At 65.6% G+C, this 14,135-nt stretch carries 13 protein-coding genes; 10 read left to right on the top strand and 3 right to left on the bottom strand.

What is annotated here, in order from left to right:
* Positions 1-11: 11 nt before the first annotated feature.
* The 9 genes from E3T39_RS08900 to E3T39_RS08940 all read left to right on the top strand — a co-directional run bounded on the left by E3T39_RS08900 (position 12) and on the right by E3T39_RS08940 (position 10,564).
* Positions 12-1,637 (top strand): ABC transporter substrate-binding protein, encoded by a 1,626-nt coding sequence (locus tag E3T39_RS08900; protein WP_338145267.1) that lies wholly within the window; start codon positions 12-14, stop codon positions 1,635-1,637.
* Complete coding sequence (locus E3T39_RS08905) at positions 1,637-2,593, top strand: ABC transporter permease (RefSeq protein ID WP_134514531.1); 957 nt, start codon at positions 1,637-1,639, stop codon at positions 2,591-2,593. Before E3T39_RS08900 ends, E3T39_RS08905 begins: the two co-directional genes overlap by 1 nt.
* The gene (locus E3T39_RS08910; RefSeq protein ID WP_134514533.1) at positions 2,590-3,462 is read left to right on the top strand and encodes an ABC transporter permease; all 873 of its coding nucleotides are present in this window, start codon (positions 2,590-2,592) and stop codon (positions 3,460-3,462) included. Before E3T39_RS08905 ends, E3T39_RS08910 begins: the two co-directional genes overlap by 4 nt.
* Complete coding sequence (locus E3T39_RS08915; protein WP_134514535.1) at positions 3,459-5,123, top strand: ATP-binding cassette domain-containing protein; 1,665 nt, start codon at positions 3,459-3,461, stop codon at positions 5,121-5,123. Before E3T39_RS08910 ends, E3T39_RS08915 begins: the two co-directional genes overlap by 4 nt.
* 2 nt (positions 5,124-5,125) lie before the next feature.
* Positions 5,126-6,283, top strand: coding sequence for a serine hydrolase domain-containing protein (locus tag E3T39_RS08920; RefSeq protein WP_134514537.1), 1,158 nt, complete (start codon positions 5,126-5,128; stop codon positions 6,281-6,283).
* A gap of 41 nt (positions 6,284-6,324) precedes the next feature.
* Positions 6,325-6,669 (top strand): HPF/RaiA family ribosome-associated protein, encoded by a 345-nt coding sequence (locus E3T39_RS08925; protein WP_134514539.1) that lies wholly within the window; start codon positions 6,325-6,327, stop codon positions 6,667-6,669.
* 234 nt (positions 6,670-6,903) lie between these two features.
* Positions 6,904-9,261 carry a trehalase-like domain-containing protein gene (locus tag E3T39_RS08930; protein WP_134514541.1) on the top strand — a complete coding sequence of 786 codons (2,358 nt, stop codon included), beginning with the start codon at positions 6,904-6,906 and terminating at the stop codon, positions 9,259-9,261.
* 101 nt (positions 9,262-9,362) lie between these two features.
* Positions 9,363-10,034: a TetR/AcrR family transcriptional regulator gene (locus E3T39_RS08935; protein ID WP_134514543.1), complete on the top strand. Its 672-nt coding sequence runs from the start codon at positions 9,363-9,365 to the stop codon at positions 10,032-10,034.
* An 11-nt stretch (positions 10,035-10,045) separates the two neighbouring features.
* Positions 10,046-10,564 (top strand): CarD family transcriptional regulator, encoded by a 519-nt coding sequence (locus E3T39_RS08940; RefSeq protein WP_134463214.1) that lies wholly within the window; start codon positions 10,046-10,048, stop codon positions 10,562-10,564.
* A 138-nt stretch (positions 10,565-10,702) separates the two neighbouring features.
* Here E3T39_RS08940 and E3T39_RS08945 read toward each other — a convergent pair whose 3' ends face one another.
* Positions 10,703-12,022: a hypothetical protein gene (locus E3T39_RS08945; protein ID WP_166784094.1), complete on the bottom strand. Its 1,320-nt coding sequence runs from the start codon at positions 12,020-12,022 to the stop codon at positions 10,703-10,705.
* A 308-nt stretch (positions 12,023-12,330) separates the two neighbouring features.
* On the opposite strand from E3T39_RS08945, the gene E3T39_RS08950 reads away from it, so the two are divergent.
* Positions 12,331-12,600 (top strand): hypothetical protein, encoded by a 270-nt coding sequence (locus E3T39_RS08950; protein WP_134514547.1) that lies wholly within the window; start codon positions 12,331-12,333, stop codon positions 12,598-12,600.
* Between the two features lie 17 nt (positions 12,601-12,617).
* Here the strand turns inward: E3T39_RS08950 and E3T39_RS08955 are convergent, their stop codons facing one another.
* Both E3T39_RS08955 and E3T39_RS08960 read right to left on the bottom strand, forming a co-directional pair.
* Complete coding sequence (locus E3T39_RS08955; RefSeq protein ID WP_134514549.1) at positions 12,618-13,676, bottom strand: YihY/virulence factor BrkB family protein; 1,059 nt, start codon at positions 13,674-13,676, stop codon at positions 12,618-12,620.
* A gap of 205 nt (positions 13,677-13,881) precedes the next feature.
* Positions 13,882-14,055, bottom strand: a complete 174-nt coding sequence (locus E3T39_RS08960; RefSeq protein ID WP_134514551.1) for a CsbD family protein — start codon at positions 14,053-14,055, stop codon at positions 13,882-13,884.
* Between the last annotated feature and the right edge of the window lie 80 nt (positions 14,056-14,135).

Raw genomic sequence — 14,135 nt, forward strand, 5'->3', positions numbered from 1 at the left:
AAAAGAGTCCCATGTCTATCTCACCGCTCGATCCGAATTCGCCGGGCACCGCTCGCTCGGCGCTCGCCGCGGCATCCGCCCGTTTCTTCTCTCGTCGCCACGTTCTCGGCGGCGGCATGGCGATCGGCGTGGGCGCGCTGCTGACCGCGTGTGGCGGCACGGCGGTCGCCCAGCTGCCCGCGCTCACCGGACCACCCCAGCGCGGCGGCATTCTGCGAGTCGGCCTGGTCGGCGGCGGAGCGGCGGACACCCTCGACGCGCACGTTCCGGTCTCTACCACCGACATCGCCCGGGTCGTCAACCTGTACGAGGCGCTGCTCTACCGCGACGAGAACTTCGATCTCAAGCCCTTGCTCGCGCTCTCGGCCACGCCGTCGGCGGACGCCAAGACCTGGACCGTGCGCCTGCGCCAGGGGGTCACCTTTCACAACGGTCACTTGATGACCAGCCGTGACGTGGCCGCGACTTTCGCCCGGATCACGGACCCGGAGAATCCGAAGTCAGGGGCCTCGAGCCTGACCATTCTCGATGAGGTCGTCGTGCTGGATGACTACCTCCTCGAATTTCGGCTCAACACGCCCACTGCGACCTTCGACGACTCGCTCGGGCAGTATTCGCTCGGCATCGTGCCGGACGACTATGATCCGCAGAACCCGGTGGGCACCGGACCGTTCCGATACGAGTCGTTCACCGCCGGGCGCCGAAGTACCTTCACCCGCAACGACAGCTATTGGCAGGACAACGAGCCGCACCTCGACGAGTTGCGCATTCTTAACTTCAGCGACGACAACGCCCTGATCAACGCACTGTTGTCCACCCAGGTCGACGCCATCGGACAGGTTCCCCTAGCCCTGCTCGAGGTGCTCGAAACCGACCCACGGGTGGATATTCTCAACTCGGAAACCGGCATGTGGCTGCCGTTCACCATGCGGGTCGACCGTGCTCCGTTCGACGACGTGCGAGTGCGCCAGGCCTTTCGGCTGGTCGTCGACCGGGAAGAAATGGTCGAACAGGTGCTCAGCGGCCACGGCACCATTGGCAACGACATGTACGGTCTGTACGACCCCGGCTACGCCGAGAACCTGCCGCAACGCGTGCAGGACATCGATCGCGCCAAGGAGCTGCTGGCCGAGGCCGGCTACCCCGACGGGCTCGAGGTTGAACTGGTCACCGCGCCGATCCAGGCCGGTGCCGTCGAAGCGGCGCAGGTCTTTGCCCAGCAGGCCCTCGCCGCGGGTATCACCGTGACCATTCGCCGGGTCGACACGACCACCTTCTTCGGTGACGACTACCTGCAGTGGGATTTCGCGCAGGACTTCTGGTACACCCGAAACTTTCTGCCACAGGTTGACAACGGCTCGCTGCCGACCTCGCCCTACAACGAGACGCACTGGGCCAACCCCCGCTTCCTCGAACTGGTCGAGCAGGCGAAATCGACCATTGACCCGACCCAACGCAACGAGCTGATCCGCGAGGCGCAGACCATCGAATATGACGAAGGCGGTTACATCATCTGGGGCCACCCCAACCAAGCGGATGCCTACCAGCGTTACGTAGGAGGTCTCGTGCCCAACGGCACCGGCCTGCCGCTGTCCGGATTCGAATTTCGTCGTGTGTGGATGGGAGGGCAGAACTAATGCTCGGTCTCATCCTTCGCCGCCTCTCGATCAGCGCGGTCATTCTGCTCATCGTCTCGATGCTGGTCTTCGTGGCGACCCTGCTGCTGCCAGGCGACCCGGCCCAGGCCATTCTCGGCCAGCAGGCTACTCCTGAACGGCTGGAGGCCCTGCGCGAGCAGATGAACCTCAACGATCCGTTTGCGCAGCGTTATCTGCACTGGCTCGGCGGACTGTTCGTCGGCGATTTCGGCGTCTCGGCCGCGTCCGGCGGGTCGGTGGCCGCACTGCTCGGCGATCGCATCGCCGCCTCACTCGTTCTGATGGCCTTAGCCGCCGCGATCAGCATTCCGGTCGGAATCCTCGTCGGCACCTACAGCGCCCTGCGCCGCGGCCGGGCGGGCGACCACGCCGCCACCGGAATCTCGCTCGTGCTCGCCGCGCTGCCCGACTTCGTGATCGGCATCGCGCTCGTGACCCTGTTCTCCACCACCGTGTTCACCGTGTTGCCCTCTGTGACGATGGCACCGCCCGGGGAGCAGGTCTGGGACTACCCGAGCCAGCTGATCCTGCCGGTGCTGACCCTCGTGCTCGTCGTCATGCCATACATCATTCGCATGATGCGCACCACGATGATCGAGGTGCTCGACTCCGGCTACGTCGAAATGGCCCGGCTCAAGGGCGTTCCCGAACGCCAGGTGATCGTGCGCCATGCCCTGCCGCACGCGATCGCACCGGTCGCCCAGGTCGTGGCCATTCAACTCGCCTGGCTCGCCGGCGGCATCGTCGTGGTCGAGTTTCTATTCCGCTATCCCGGCGTTGGGCAGGCGCTCGTCGACGCGGTGACCAACCGGGACGTGCAGGTCGTGCAGGCCCTGGCCATGCTGATCGCCGCTGTCTACGTCGTGGTCAACCTGCTCGCCGACATCGTCGGCATTGTGACCAATCCGAAACTGCGCACGGGAGGAATCCGATGACCACGATTGACACCGCCACAGAGGCGATTGCTGTGCCGCCCGGGCTGCTGCGCCGCATCATCCGTCAGCGCCAGGCCAAGATCGGCCTCGTACTCACCGGAATCGTCGTGCTCGTCGCCGTCGTCGGGCCGTTGCTGCTGCCCTGGCTCACCGGGTACACCAGCACCGAATTTGCCGGCCGCCCGTTTCAGCCCGACGGAGTCTTCGGCACCGACAACCTCGGTCGCGACATTCTCAGCCGCTTCCTGGGCGGCGGCCTGACTCTGCTGGTCTTCGCTGCCCTCGCGACCGCCCTTGGTATGGTGCTCGGAACCGCCGCCGGCATGCTCGCCGCCTACCAGGGCGGGGCGCTCGATGGCATCATCATGCGCGGCAACGATGTGCTGCTGGCCCTGCCTCAGCTGGTCTTCGCCCTGCTCGCCATCACCGTGCTCGGCCCGCAGGGCTGGGTGGTGGTGCTGGTCATCGGCATTACCCACGCGCCGCGGATTGCTCGGGTGACTCGCTCGGCGGCATCCGCTGTCATCACTGAGGACTTTATTCGGGCCTCGGAAATGTATGCGGTACCGCGCTGGAAAATTCTGCTGAAGGACGTGCTGCCCAACATTACCGGCCCGCTGATGGTCGAGCTCGGCCTGCGCATGACCTATTCGATCGCCGCGATCGCGTCGCTGTCGTTTCTCGGCCTGGGCATGCAGCCACCGACCGCGGACTGGGGCCTGATGATCAACGAGAACCGCATCGCCCTGACCGTGCAGCCGTGGGGCGTTATTCTGCCGGTGCTCGCCATCGCCATTCTGACCGTCGGCAGCAACCTGATCACCGACGCCGTCGCGCGCGCCTCGGCCACCGTGGAGGAGAACAAATGAGAACACTGATCGAGCAGCAGACCGAGGTGGCATTGCAGGCCACCGACCTGCGCGTGGCCACCGCGCTCGGCAAGGAGATTCTGCACGGCGTCTCCTTCACGCTGCAGCGGGGACGGATGCTCGCCCTCGTCGGCGAATCCGGCTCCGGCAAGACCACGGCCGGGCTTGCCTGCCTCGGCTACTTTCGCACCGGACTCAAACACGTCGGCGGCACCGTTGAACTCTCCGATGGCACCGACCTCTTGGCGCTGACGGATGCCGGTCGGCGCGGTTTGCGCGGCGGCTCCATCTCCTATGTTCCGCAGGACCCAGCCCTGTCGCTGAACCCGGCCATGCGCATCGGCACCCAGATCATGGAGGTGCTGCGCGTGCACGGCTACGGCGCGTCGGAACAGGCCCGCCGCAACCGGCTGGCCGAAGTGCTCACCGATGTCGGACTCCCGAACGATGCCGCCTACCAGCGGCGCTGGCCGCACGAGCTCTCCGGTGGGCAGCAGCAACGCGTGGGCATCGCCATGGCGTTCGCCTTTCGCCCCGAAGTCATGGTGATGGACGAACCTACGACAGGGCTGGACGTCACTACGCAGGCCCTCGTGCTGCAGACGATCCACCAGCTGGTCACGACCCATGCCGTCGCAGGGCTCTACATCACGCACGACCTCGCTGTGGTGTCGGAAGTGGCCGATGAGGTCGCCGTGATGCTCGCCGGTCGCATCGTGGAGCAGGGCCGGAGCGACCAGGTATTGCACGATCCGCAGCACGCCTATACCCGCAAGCTGCTGAATGCCGTGCCCGACCTGGCCGGGCGCCACCACATTGGGGAGGTTGAGGCGGTGACCGGGGCCATGCCGATCGTCAGCCGGGAGCGGGCGGCATCCGCTCGCGTCGCAACGCCCGTCGTGGCTGAGCCCACCAGCCTGCTGTCGGTCGCCGACCTGCGGCTGTCTTACGGCACGAACGCAGTTCTCAACGGGATCGACTTCGAGCTCGGTCGGGGTGAATCGCTCATGCTGCTCGGGGAATCCGGCTCGGGCAAGACCACGGCCGCCCGCTGCATCGCCGGGCTTAACGACACCTACACCGGCTCGGTCAGCCTCGCCGGAACGACCCTGCAACCCGGAACGCGGCAGCGCAGCGCCGAGGAACGCCACCGTATTCAGTACGTGTTCCAGTCGCCGATGTCCTCGCTCAACCCGCGTCGCACCATTGGCGAATCGGTCGAGGTGCCCCTGCACATGTCGGGAACCTTCAGCCGCAAGGAACGTCGGGCCCTCGTGTTGGAGGCGCTCGACCAAGTGCAGCTCGCCGCGTCATTCATCGACCGGCGGCCGGGCCAGCTCAGCGGGGGTGAACGTCAGCGCGCCGCGATCGCCCGCGCACTGGTGAATGCCCCCTCGGTGCTGGTCTGCGACGAGGTCACGAGCGCGCTCGACGTATCGGTGCAGGCCTCGATCATCGACCTGCTGCGCACCCTGCAGGTGGAAACCGGGATGGCGATGGTGTTCGTCACCCACAATATTGCGCTCGCCCGCCACCTTTCCCAGCGTCTGGCAGTGCTGCACGCCGGCCGCATCGTCGACATCGGACCGACCGACGACGTGCTCGAGAACCCGCAGCACAGTTACACCCGGGAGCTGCTGACCCACGTTCCAACGCTGTAACCGTGTCGGTTCAGGCGCACAACGACGGCGATCTGCCCGGCTTTGACCGGCTGGTGCGGGTCTTCACCGAGCAGGTCGACCGGTCCCGCGGCGGGATGGCGTTCTGCGTGTATCGGAACGGGCATCCGCTCGTGCGCCTGTATGGCGGCAGCGTTGAACAGCGCGCCGAACCGACCGACGCGATCGTCAACGACTGGAGCCCGCGGACGCTGGCCGTGATGTTCTCGGGCACCAAGGGCGTCGTGGCCGCCGTGGCGGCGTTGCTGGTCGACCGCGGGCTACTTGATATGCGCCGCCCGGTCGCGCACTACTGGCCCGAATTCGCCGCCGCCGGCAAAGCAGACGTTACGGTGGCGCAGGTGCTTAGTCACACGGTCGGCCTGGTCTACGTCGACCCCGAACCGCCGGGGGAGTGGGCCGACCTCGACAACGCTGCCAACGCAGCCGCGCTCGCCGCGCAGGCACCGCTGTGGGCGCCCGGAACCCGCGTCGCTTATCACGCGATCACCTACGGCTATCTGATGAGCGAGATCTTTCGGCGGGTGACCGGCCAGAGCGCCGGGCAGCTGATCGATGAGCTCGTTGCGCGGCCGCTCGAACTCGACATTTATCTAGGGCTTCCTGACGCGTTGGAATCGCGCGTCGCCCCGATGTTTCGGGCCGAGGGCTACGCGATCAGCACCTACCTGACCGACCCGGAACGCCGCAAAATAGTGGAGCGGATGTATTCCAGATCGTTGATGGGGACAACGCTGCGGGCCAACACCCCCGAACTTCATCGCGGGGAGCTGGCGGCCGGCGGCGGAATTGCCACGGCCGACGCGATGGCCGCGCTGTATTCCCGGCTGGGATCACTCGTGTCGTCGGGCACGCTCGCGGCGGCGACCCAGACCTGGTCTGAGGGCATCGATGCCATCAACGACCGGCAGCTGCGCTTCGGCCTCGGTTTCGAACTGGCCGACCCGATCGGTACCTACGGGCCGGAGGCGTCGGCTTTCGGGCATTCCGGGGCGGGCGGCAGCCTGCACGGAGCCTGGCCAGAACAGGGACTCGGTTTTTCATTTCTGACCAACGAGATGCTCGCCGAGAACCACGACACCCGGGTGAAAGAGTTGCTGGCGGTGCTTCCCGGCCTGGTCCTCGCAGGGGGTTTGGATTAGTGAGGGCTAACCTGAAATTGTAAGCAATTATAGGAGTGATTATGCAGGTCATCGTCAATACCGACAGCAACGTCGACGGCACCGAGCGGGTCGCCGGAGCGCTCGAAACCATCGTCGAAGAGTCCCTCGCGCGTTACGGCGAACGCCTGACCCGGGTCGAGGTTCACCTCTCCGATGGCAGTGCTGGCCGCAGCAGCGCCGACGACATCAAATGCACGCTCGAGGCCCGTCCAGCCGGTGGAACGCCCGTCGTCGTCACCGAAAACGCCAACACCGTGGAGGAAGCCTTGACCGGCGCCCTGCACAAGATGAAGAGCCTGCTCGAGACCCACTTCGGCAAGCTGGATGCCCGCAAGGGCAACCTTCCGATGGGCGAGGTCGTCTAGCTCGACGGGCTCGTTACCGTGCTTTTTTCGTGGCACGTGTGCAATAAGTCGGCACCGGTTCAAACCAGGGCCAACTTCTTAGAGACGAGCCAATATCGGGTCGGCGGGCGCTTGATTCTGGCAACACCCCGCCAGAAGGAGGGTAGCCCGCAGACCGGCCTTCTGCGGATGGTAACGTCACCTAGGTCCAGCCGCTGGTTTGACGGTCGACGCACTTCTGCAAGGAACCTCCATATGCCCCATCGCATGAATCTTTCCAAGAACCTGCCACGCACATTGACGGGCTTGTCAAGCGAGATCCTGCAGGATCTGCAACAGCTCGCCCGCACCCCGTCGCTGCTCGTGGCCTGCAACTACGGCGGCACCCTGTCCCATCACGTTGCCTCGGACGTGCCGTCCGTGTTGTTGGCCGAGTCTGCGACCGCACTGCGGGCCCTCGCTGCCCTGCCCAACACCCACACGGCCGTCATGTCGGGCCGCCCGCTCCGCGACCTGGCCGCGGATTCCCGGCTGCCCCGGGAGGTGCACCTGGTCGGGTCGAACGGAGCCGAATTCGACTCGGAATTCTTTGACGCGCACGAGCCCTCCGATGAGTCCCAAGATTCCGGCATCGCGCTCGACCGGCTGCGCACCCGTCTCGGCGTCAGCGCCGCCTTCTTCGCCGGCGACGCCGCAAGCGACGAGATGGCCATGAACACCCTGCACGGCCCCGACCTCGGCATTCGCATCGGCGACGACGAATCCGTCGCCGCTCATCGCATCACCGGCCCCGAAAAGCTCGCCCAGATTCTGGCCCTGCTGTTCGAGCTGCGCAAGGATTGGTTGTTCGGCCAGCACGTCGTGGCCATTGAACGCCACTCGATGCTCGGCGACGGCACCTCGACGGCCCTCGTGACGCCGGAAGCGCGCATCTGTTGGATGACGCATCCGCTGCCCGATTCCGGCTCACTGTTTGCGAGCATCCTCGGCAGCGAAGAGGCCGGACACTTCTCGATCGAACCGGTCAAGAAGAGTCGCGTGCTCGGCCAGCGTTACGTCGACAACACCATGATCGTTGAAACTCGCTGGGCCGACGTCACCGTCACCGACTACATCGAGCCCTCACCGCTCGGCATCACCAACCTCGTGCGCAAGCTCACCGGTACGGGGCTGGCTCGCATCGTGTTTGCGCCGCGGCCCGACTACGCCGTCGCTTATTTCAACATGCACGCGACCGATGGCATGGTGACCATCACCGGCACCCCCGACCCGATCGTGCTCTCGGCGGCGGGCGTCGACTTCACCGTCACCAGCGACGGCCGCAACGAAACGGCCACCGCTATCGTCAACCTCTCGCAGGGCGCTGTCGTGCTCAATCTGCGTTGCGGTGACACCGAGCCGTACATTCCGGATGCTGCCGGTGAGGCCACCAGGCGCGGTGCGGTCATGAATGACTCGCGTTCCTGGGTGAACGCATTGTCATTGCCGAGCGTCAAGCCCTCGCTCGTTGGGCGGTCGGCCCTCGTCTTGCGCGCGCTCTGCTATGAACCGACCGGAGCAGTGCTCGCTGCCTCGACGACGTCGCTGCCCGAAGGAATCGGTGGCACGCGCAACTGGGACTACCGGTACTGCTGGCTCCGCGACGGCTCGATGACCGTCAAGGCGCTCGTCGATCTCGGGTCCACCGATGAGGCGGAGTCGTTTCTGCACTGGTTGGCCGGGGTCGTGGCGGACAGTCCTGGCGCGCAGTGGCTGCATCCGCTCTATTCGGTCACAGGATCTTCGCTGTCGACCGAGGCGAGCCTCGAATCGCTGCCCGGGTACGCCGGATCACGCCCGGTGCGCATCGGAAACGCCGCCGACAACCAGGTGCAGATCGACGTGTTTGGCCCGGTCGCCGAGCTCATCGACACGCTCAGCGCCCGGCAGGGGTCGCTCTCGGACTTTCAGTGGCACCTGCTCACCGAGATGGTCGACGCCGTCACGAGTCGCTGGCAGGAACCCGACCACGGCATCTGGGAGGCCCGGCGCTCGCCGCGGCACCACACCTACACGAAGACCATGTGCTGGGTGACCGTGGACCGGGCCATTCGCATCGCCGTGCGGCATGGGCGCGACGTGGGCGAGGGCTGGGAACAGCTCGCCGCCACAATTCGCGAGGAGGTGCTGCGCGAAGGTTGGAGTGAGGAAGCCCAGTCGTATACCGTCGCTTACGACAGCCCCGACCTGGACGCCGCCGTGCTGCACATCGGTCTGTCGGGCCTGCTCGACGTGACCGACGAGCGCTTTCAGCTGACCGTGAGCGCGGTGGAGCGCGAACTACGCGTGGGCCCGACGGTGTTCCGCTACCGCTATGACGACGGTCTGCCCGGGCTCGAGGGTGGCTTCCACATCTGCACGACCTGGCTGATCGAGGCCTACGTGCTCACCGGTCGCCTCGACGAGGCTGAGGCACTGTTCAACCAGCTGGTCAGTCTCGTGGGTCCGACCGGGCTGCTGTCGGAGGAATACGACCCCGCCACCGAGAAGCACCTCGGCAACCACCCGCAGGCCTACTCGCACCTGGGTTTCATCCGCTGCGCGCAGCTGCTCGACGAGTACCGCGGGCGCTAGGGGTGTGCGGCTGACTCGCGAAAGGGCGTCCCTTTCCGCGAGTCAGCCGTGAAAGATTGCGTCATCTCGGACACATGTCCGAAAAGTGTTAGTATGGTCTAATGACTTCGTTGACTGACCCCCGCCTGCAGGCGGGTCAGGTGCAGTCAGACGTTCAACTTGAGTCGAAGCTCACGCACGATCCCCGGGCTGAGCGCACCAGACAGCTCATTCTCACGGCGATTCGCACGCTGATCGCCCAGCCGGCGGCATCCGTTTCGGTGGCCGAGATTGTGCGCCTGGCGGGCATCAGCCGCAGCTCGTTCTATGCGCACTTTGCGAGCCTTGACGTGCTTGCCGCCGAACTGCTGCGGGCGCAGTTTGTCGACATCGGCTCGGCCGGGCTGGACCTGCCGCGGCCGAGGACCGGTGAAAATGCCTCACGGCTCGGTTATGCGCGCCTCGTCGCGCATATGGTTGAGAATTTTCCCCTGTACGCGAGCGTGCTTGAACTGCCGCTGACCCGCAGCGCGCACGACCAGATCATCGAGGCGTACGCCACTCGCATGCTGCAGTCGGTGCTCGTCTTTGACGACGCTGTGGACGCCAAGCTGGTCACCACCTACGTCGCCGGCGGCGCGCTCACCCTGATCGGTGCGTGGATGCGCGGTCACCTCGATGTCTCCGACGACGAACTCGTCGACCAGCTCGTGGCGCTGCTGCCGGGCTGGCTGCTCGAACCTGTTACCTCACGCGCAACGCCCGTTCGCGTTGCATCACCCACACAAAACTGAAGGCGCATTCTATGAAGATCGAAATCGGCGAAACCCTGGTCTATCCCCACCACGGAGCGGTCACCATCACGGCCCTCGCGACCCGCACCATCAAGGGCGTCGAGAAGCAGTTCATGACCCTCAACGTGCACACGAGCGCGTTGACCATTCAGCTGCCGGTCGACAACGTCGAGCTCGTCGGCGTGCGCGACGTCATCGACGCCGCGGGTGTCAGTGCTGTGTACGAAATTCTGCAGAACGCCTTCACCGAGGAACCGGGCAACTGGTCGCGCCGCTACAAGGCCAACCAGGAGAAAATGGCCAGCGGCAGCGTGTACCGGGTCAGTGAGGTCGTGCGCGACCTGTGGCGTCGCGACCAGGACAAGGGCGTCTCCGCCGGCGAAAAGCGGATGCTCGAAAAGGCCCGACAGATCCTCGTCTCCGAACTCGCTCTGGCCCAGGGCCTGACCGACCAGGAAGCCGGCGACCTGCTGCTCATCGAAATTCAGAACTACGTCGTCAGCGACGAACCGGTCGAGGTGACCGTCTAGCCCAACCCCTGCGATCGGCCCGGTCCGCGTACGTTTTCCTGCTGCGCGGGAGGTGCGCCGCTGCGCGGGAGGCGCAACTCCCGCGCACTGGCGCACCTCCCGCGCAGCGCGAATCGGCTGAGGGCTCCTGCACCGCCTTTACACCAGTGCGGCGCAGAGCAGCAGCGCCGGCCACGAAGCGACGAGTGCGGCGGCGAGGTAGATCAGGTTGCGGCGGGTGAGAGTGATGCTGTCTATGCCATACCGCGCACTGAGCAGCATCGTCAGGCCGGTGAGCGGGCCGACCGCGGTCGAAACTCCCCAGCCGATGCACGCGGCGAGCACGAACAGGGTGGGGTCTGGAGATAGCGGCTGCACGAGCGCGGCAACGATCGCGACCGACACGACCGGGTGCACGCCGATGAGCGCGCACAAAATCATCGCGAGCATCATGGCCCAAGCCACGGGCACGGTGAACCCCGTCACCGGCAGCTGCAGGTCGAACAGGGGAAACAGCATCCGCAGGCCGACAGCGAGTACCCCGGCGGAGGCGAACAGCGTGACCTCACCGCGCAGCTGCGGCAGGTCGTGCCGGGCATGCCGGGCCAGCGCGCGCAGGGCGCCACGACCGTTCATGATCAGCAGGCCGATGAGGGTGACGCCGAGGCCGGCGAGCAGCACGATACGCGGAACCGGAACCGTGGGAACCAACTGGTGCGCCAGTACCACCAGGGCAACGAGGGCCAGCGGCACGCGAATGAGCTCCCAACTCAGCGTGTAACCGGTATAGGCAGGCAGCTCGCGGCCCCACAGGTGAAAGATATCCCAGACGCTCAGGCCGATGGTAACGAGGGCGAGGGCCAGCCCCACGAGCACCAGCACGAGAGAATTCGCGCCGGGAACGAGAGTGGCGGCGGCCGCGGCGGCCGCCCAGAACGGCGACCAGTACGCGGCGGTCGAGTAGGCCCGAGAGATCAGCGCCGCATCGGCCAGCCGCAGACTGGACCGGCCGCGCAGGTGATCACCGACGATGCCGACCGCACCGATGTTGATGACCGCGCCGAGCGCATGCGCGGCCAGGGCGGTGCGCACCACGGCGAGGCGGCCGTGCAGCCCGGTGCGTGTGATCTGCGATGTCGGTGTGACGAGTCGGAGAAACGACACGGCGGCGAGCATACCGATCAGGTCCTGGTTGACCAGGAACAGATCGCGACCCACGATCTGCCCGCCCAGAACCAGGCCGAGCACAACGGATGCGATACCCACACCGATCAGCACCGCCGCAATAATGCGCTGGGTGCGGTTGACCAGCAGCAGCCCGACCGCCGCGGTAGCGATGGTGAATCCGCCGGCGACGAGCGTCGCATCGGGCAGCAGGACCGACAGGCCAACGGCGAGGGTGATGCCGCTCAGGAGCAGCGCATAGAGCAGTCTCACTCGTGCCCCCAACTGTTTGACCGTGCCTACGGTCGGACACATCCCCTATCCAACCAGTGTCCGCACTCATTCATGATGCGCGGGAGCTGCGACGCTGCGCGGGAGTTCGGGACATAGCTCCCGCGTAACCCCGCGCAATACGGTGGTAGAAGTGGGTTGATATACTGCCCATAACAAGGGTATATCCAGTGGCACACGTGCTTGCTACTGTACAGACCAGCGATATTGTTCGCCCTGGCCAGTCGCGCACACAGATGCATTGACGACTTCTCTGCGCCGGTATCCGTCGTCACAAAGCCCCCAGCAGCATCCGACCATAGTCGGTGTGCTCTCCCTGCGAGAGGTTCCACATGAGCGTGACCTGCCCAACGACAATAGGCGTGCGCGAACCTCGCAGTCCCTCCCCGGCAGCCTCCCGCCCCGCCGGCCAGCGCCCGCGCTACGCCGACTTGCTGCGTCGGGCCACCCCGGTGATGTGCCGCACAGCGCTGGTGACCGTACTCGCGCTCGGTTCGACCCTGGGCACACCGGCGTTTCAGACGAAGTCGGAGGAGGGAAACACAACGACGACCAGGACGGTCATCGAGCAGTCCCCGGCGCAGGCGCGGGCGGGTCTCTAGGGGGGCGCCCGCACCTCTTATTCGCGCGGGCCAGCGTTCGCCTTGCGGATGCGCCGGCCCTCAGCGACGGTCTGCATCTCCTTCAGGGCGGCTTTCTGGCTCTTCTTGGTTCCGCGAGGCGGAAGCTGAATGTTCTGCTCGGCAATGATGCCCGCCTGCAGCTGGCGGCCGCGTTCGAGTTCGGCGTCGAACTCCGCACCGAGCAGCAAAGCCAGGTTGGTCAGCCACAGCCACAGCAGGAAAATGACGATTCCAGCGAGTGAACCATAGGTTTTAGCGTAGTTCGAGAACGTCGTGACGTAGAAGCCGAATCCCAGGGACGCGACGACGATCGCAACGAGGGCGACCAGCGCCCCGAGGCTCAGCCAGCGAAACTTTGGCTGGCGCACGTTCGGCGTGAAGTAGTACAGCACCGCGATCAGCAGCACGACGGTGGCCGCAAGCACCGGCCACTTGGCAATGGACCAGGCCAGCTGCACGGTCTGGCCGAGGCCGAGGGCGGCGCCGACGGCATCCGTTATGGGACCGGAAATGGCCAGAATCAACACAACGACGAGCAGCAGGGTGATGCCGATGACGGTGACGAGCAACTGAGTGGGCTTGAGCCTCAGAAATGACCGGCCCTCGTCGATCTCGTAGATGCGGTTCATGGCGCGGCTGAACGCTCCGACGTAACCGGATGCCGACCAGATCGCGACCGCGATCCCCGCCACCAGGGCGAACCCGGCGGAGGGCGACGTGCTGAACTGTTCGATCGGCCCCCGAATAACATCGAGGGCGTCGCCGGGAGCGACCGAGGCGAGAATCGTCAGCAGGGTCTCGGCGGACTGCCGCCCCTGCCCGAACACGCCGAGCAGTGAGACCAGGGCGATGAGCATTGGAAACAGCGACAGCACGGCATAGTAGGTGAGCGTCGCAGCAATGTCGGTGCACTGGTCGGTGCCGAATTCGCTGAGTGTGCGTTTGAAGACGTACTTCCAGGAGGTCTTCGTGACCTCGGCCGGCGTATTCGGCTTGCGGTCGTCATCGGGGGGAGGGGCGTCGGTGAGTTCCTGGCTTTGGCCCGTGTCTGCCATGAAAGTCTCCTGCTCGGGTGTGTGAAGCCGGGGTCGCTCTCGATAGGGCGATCACGATTCCGGACGGTGAAAATCTACTGCGTTCTGACCATTTTCAGGGTGCGCCGAGCGCTTGGTTTCGCCAGCGTCCGTTCTCCGAAAATCGGCCACAGGACCTGAGGTAGGTGCGCGGCCGGCTGTCGTGCCGACCGCGCACTGGGGTGAACTACTTCTTGAAGACGTCCTTGACGTCTTCGCCGACCTTCTTGGCGCTCGCCGCGGTCTGGTCGGCGCGTCCTTCGGCAACCTTGGAGTCGTCGTTGGTGGCCTTACCCACGGCCTCGGTGGCCTTGCCCTTGAGGTCCTGCGCGGCGTTTTTCATCTTGTCTGCTGCACTCATGGTGTTCTCTCTTTCGTGAGGTGTTTCTGGGGGGCTGTTCGGCGCGGAAGCGCTGAACGTAAGTCGGGGTGGGCGCCGGT

Origin of the sequence: Cryobacterium suzukii, assembly GCF_004403185.1 — a bacterium.
Lineage (GTDB): Bacteria > Actinomycetota > Actinomycetes > Actinomycetales > Microbacteriaceae > Cryobacterium > Cryobacterium suzukii.

What these genes read in the sequence shown, in the direction of transcription:
- E3T39_RS08900 (WP_338145267.1), top strand. Translation starts at nt 12, where the DNA reads ATGTCTATCTCACCGCTCGATCCGAATTCGCCGGGCACCGCTCGCTCG.
- E3T39_RS08925 (WP_134514539.1), top strand. Translation starts at nt 6,325, where the DNA reads ATGCAGGTCATCGTCAATACCGACAGCAACGTCGACGGCACCGAGCGG.
- E3T39_RS08955 (WP_134514549.1), bottom strand. Translation starts at nt 13,676, where the DNA reads ATGGCAGACACGGGCCAAAGCCAGGAACTCACCGACGCCCCTCCCCCC.
- E3T39_RS08910 (WP_134514533.1), top strand. Translation starts at nt 2,590, where the DNA reads ATGACCACGATTGACACCGCCACAGAGGCGATTGCTGTGCCGCCCGGG.
- E3T39_RS08950 (WP_134514547.1), top strand. Translation starts at nt 12,331, where the DNA reads ATGAGCGTGACCTGCCCAACGACAATAGGCGTGCGCGAACCTCGCAGT.
- E3T39_RS08905 (WP_134514531.1), top strand. Translation starts at nt 1,637, where the DNA reads ATGCTCGGTCTCATCCTTCGCCGCCTCTCGATCAGCGCGGTCATTCTG.
- E3T39_RS08915 (WP_134514535.1), top strand. Translation starts at nt 3,459, where the DNA reads ATGAGAACACTGATCGAGCAGCAGACCGAGGTGGCATTGCAGGCCACC.
- E3T39_RS08935 (WP_134514543.1), top strand. Translation starts at nt 9,363, where the DNA reads ATGACTTCGTTGACTGACCCCCGCCTGCAGGCGGGTCAGGTGCAGTCA.
- E3T39_RS08945 (WP_166784094.1), bottom strand. Translation starts at nt 12,022, where the DNA reads ATGTGTCCGACCGTAGGCACGGTCAAACAGTTGGGGGCACGAGTGAGA.
- E3T39_RS08940 (WP_134463214.1), top strand. Translation starts at nt 10,046, where the DNA reads ATGAAGATCGAAATCGGCGAAACCCTGGTCTATCCCCACCACGGAGCG.
- E3T39_RS08930 (WP_134514541.1), top strand. Translation starts at nt 6,904, where the DNA reads ATGCCCCATCGCATGAATCTTTCCAAGAACCTGCCACGCACATTGACG.
- E3T39_RS08960 (WP_134514551.1), bottom strand. Translation starts at nt 14,055, where the DNA reads ATGAGTGCAGCAGACAAGATGAAAAACGCCGCGCAGGACCTCAAGGGC.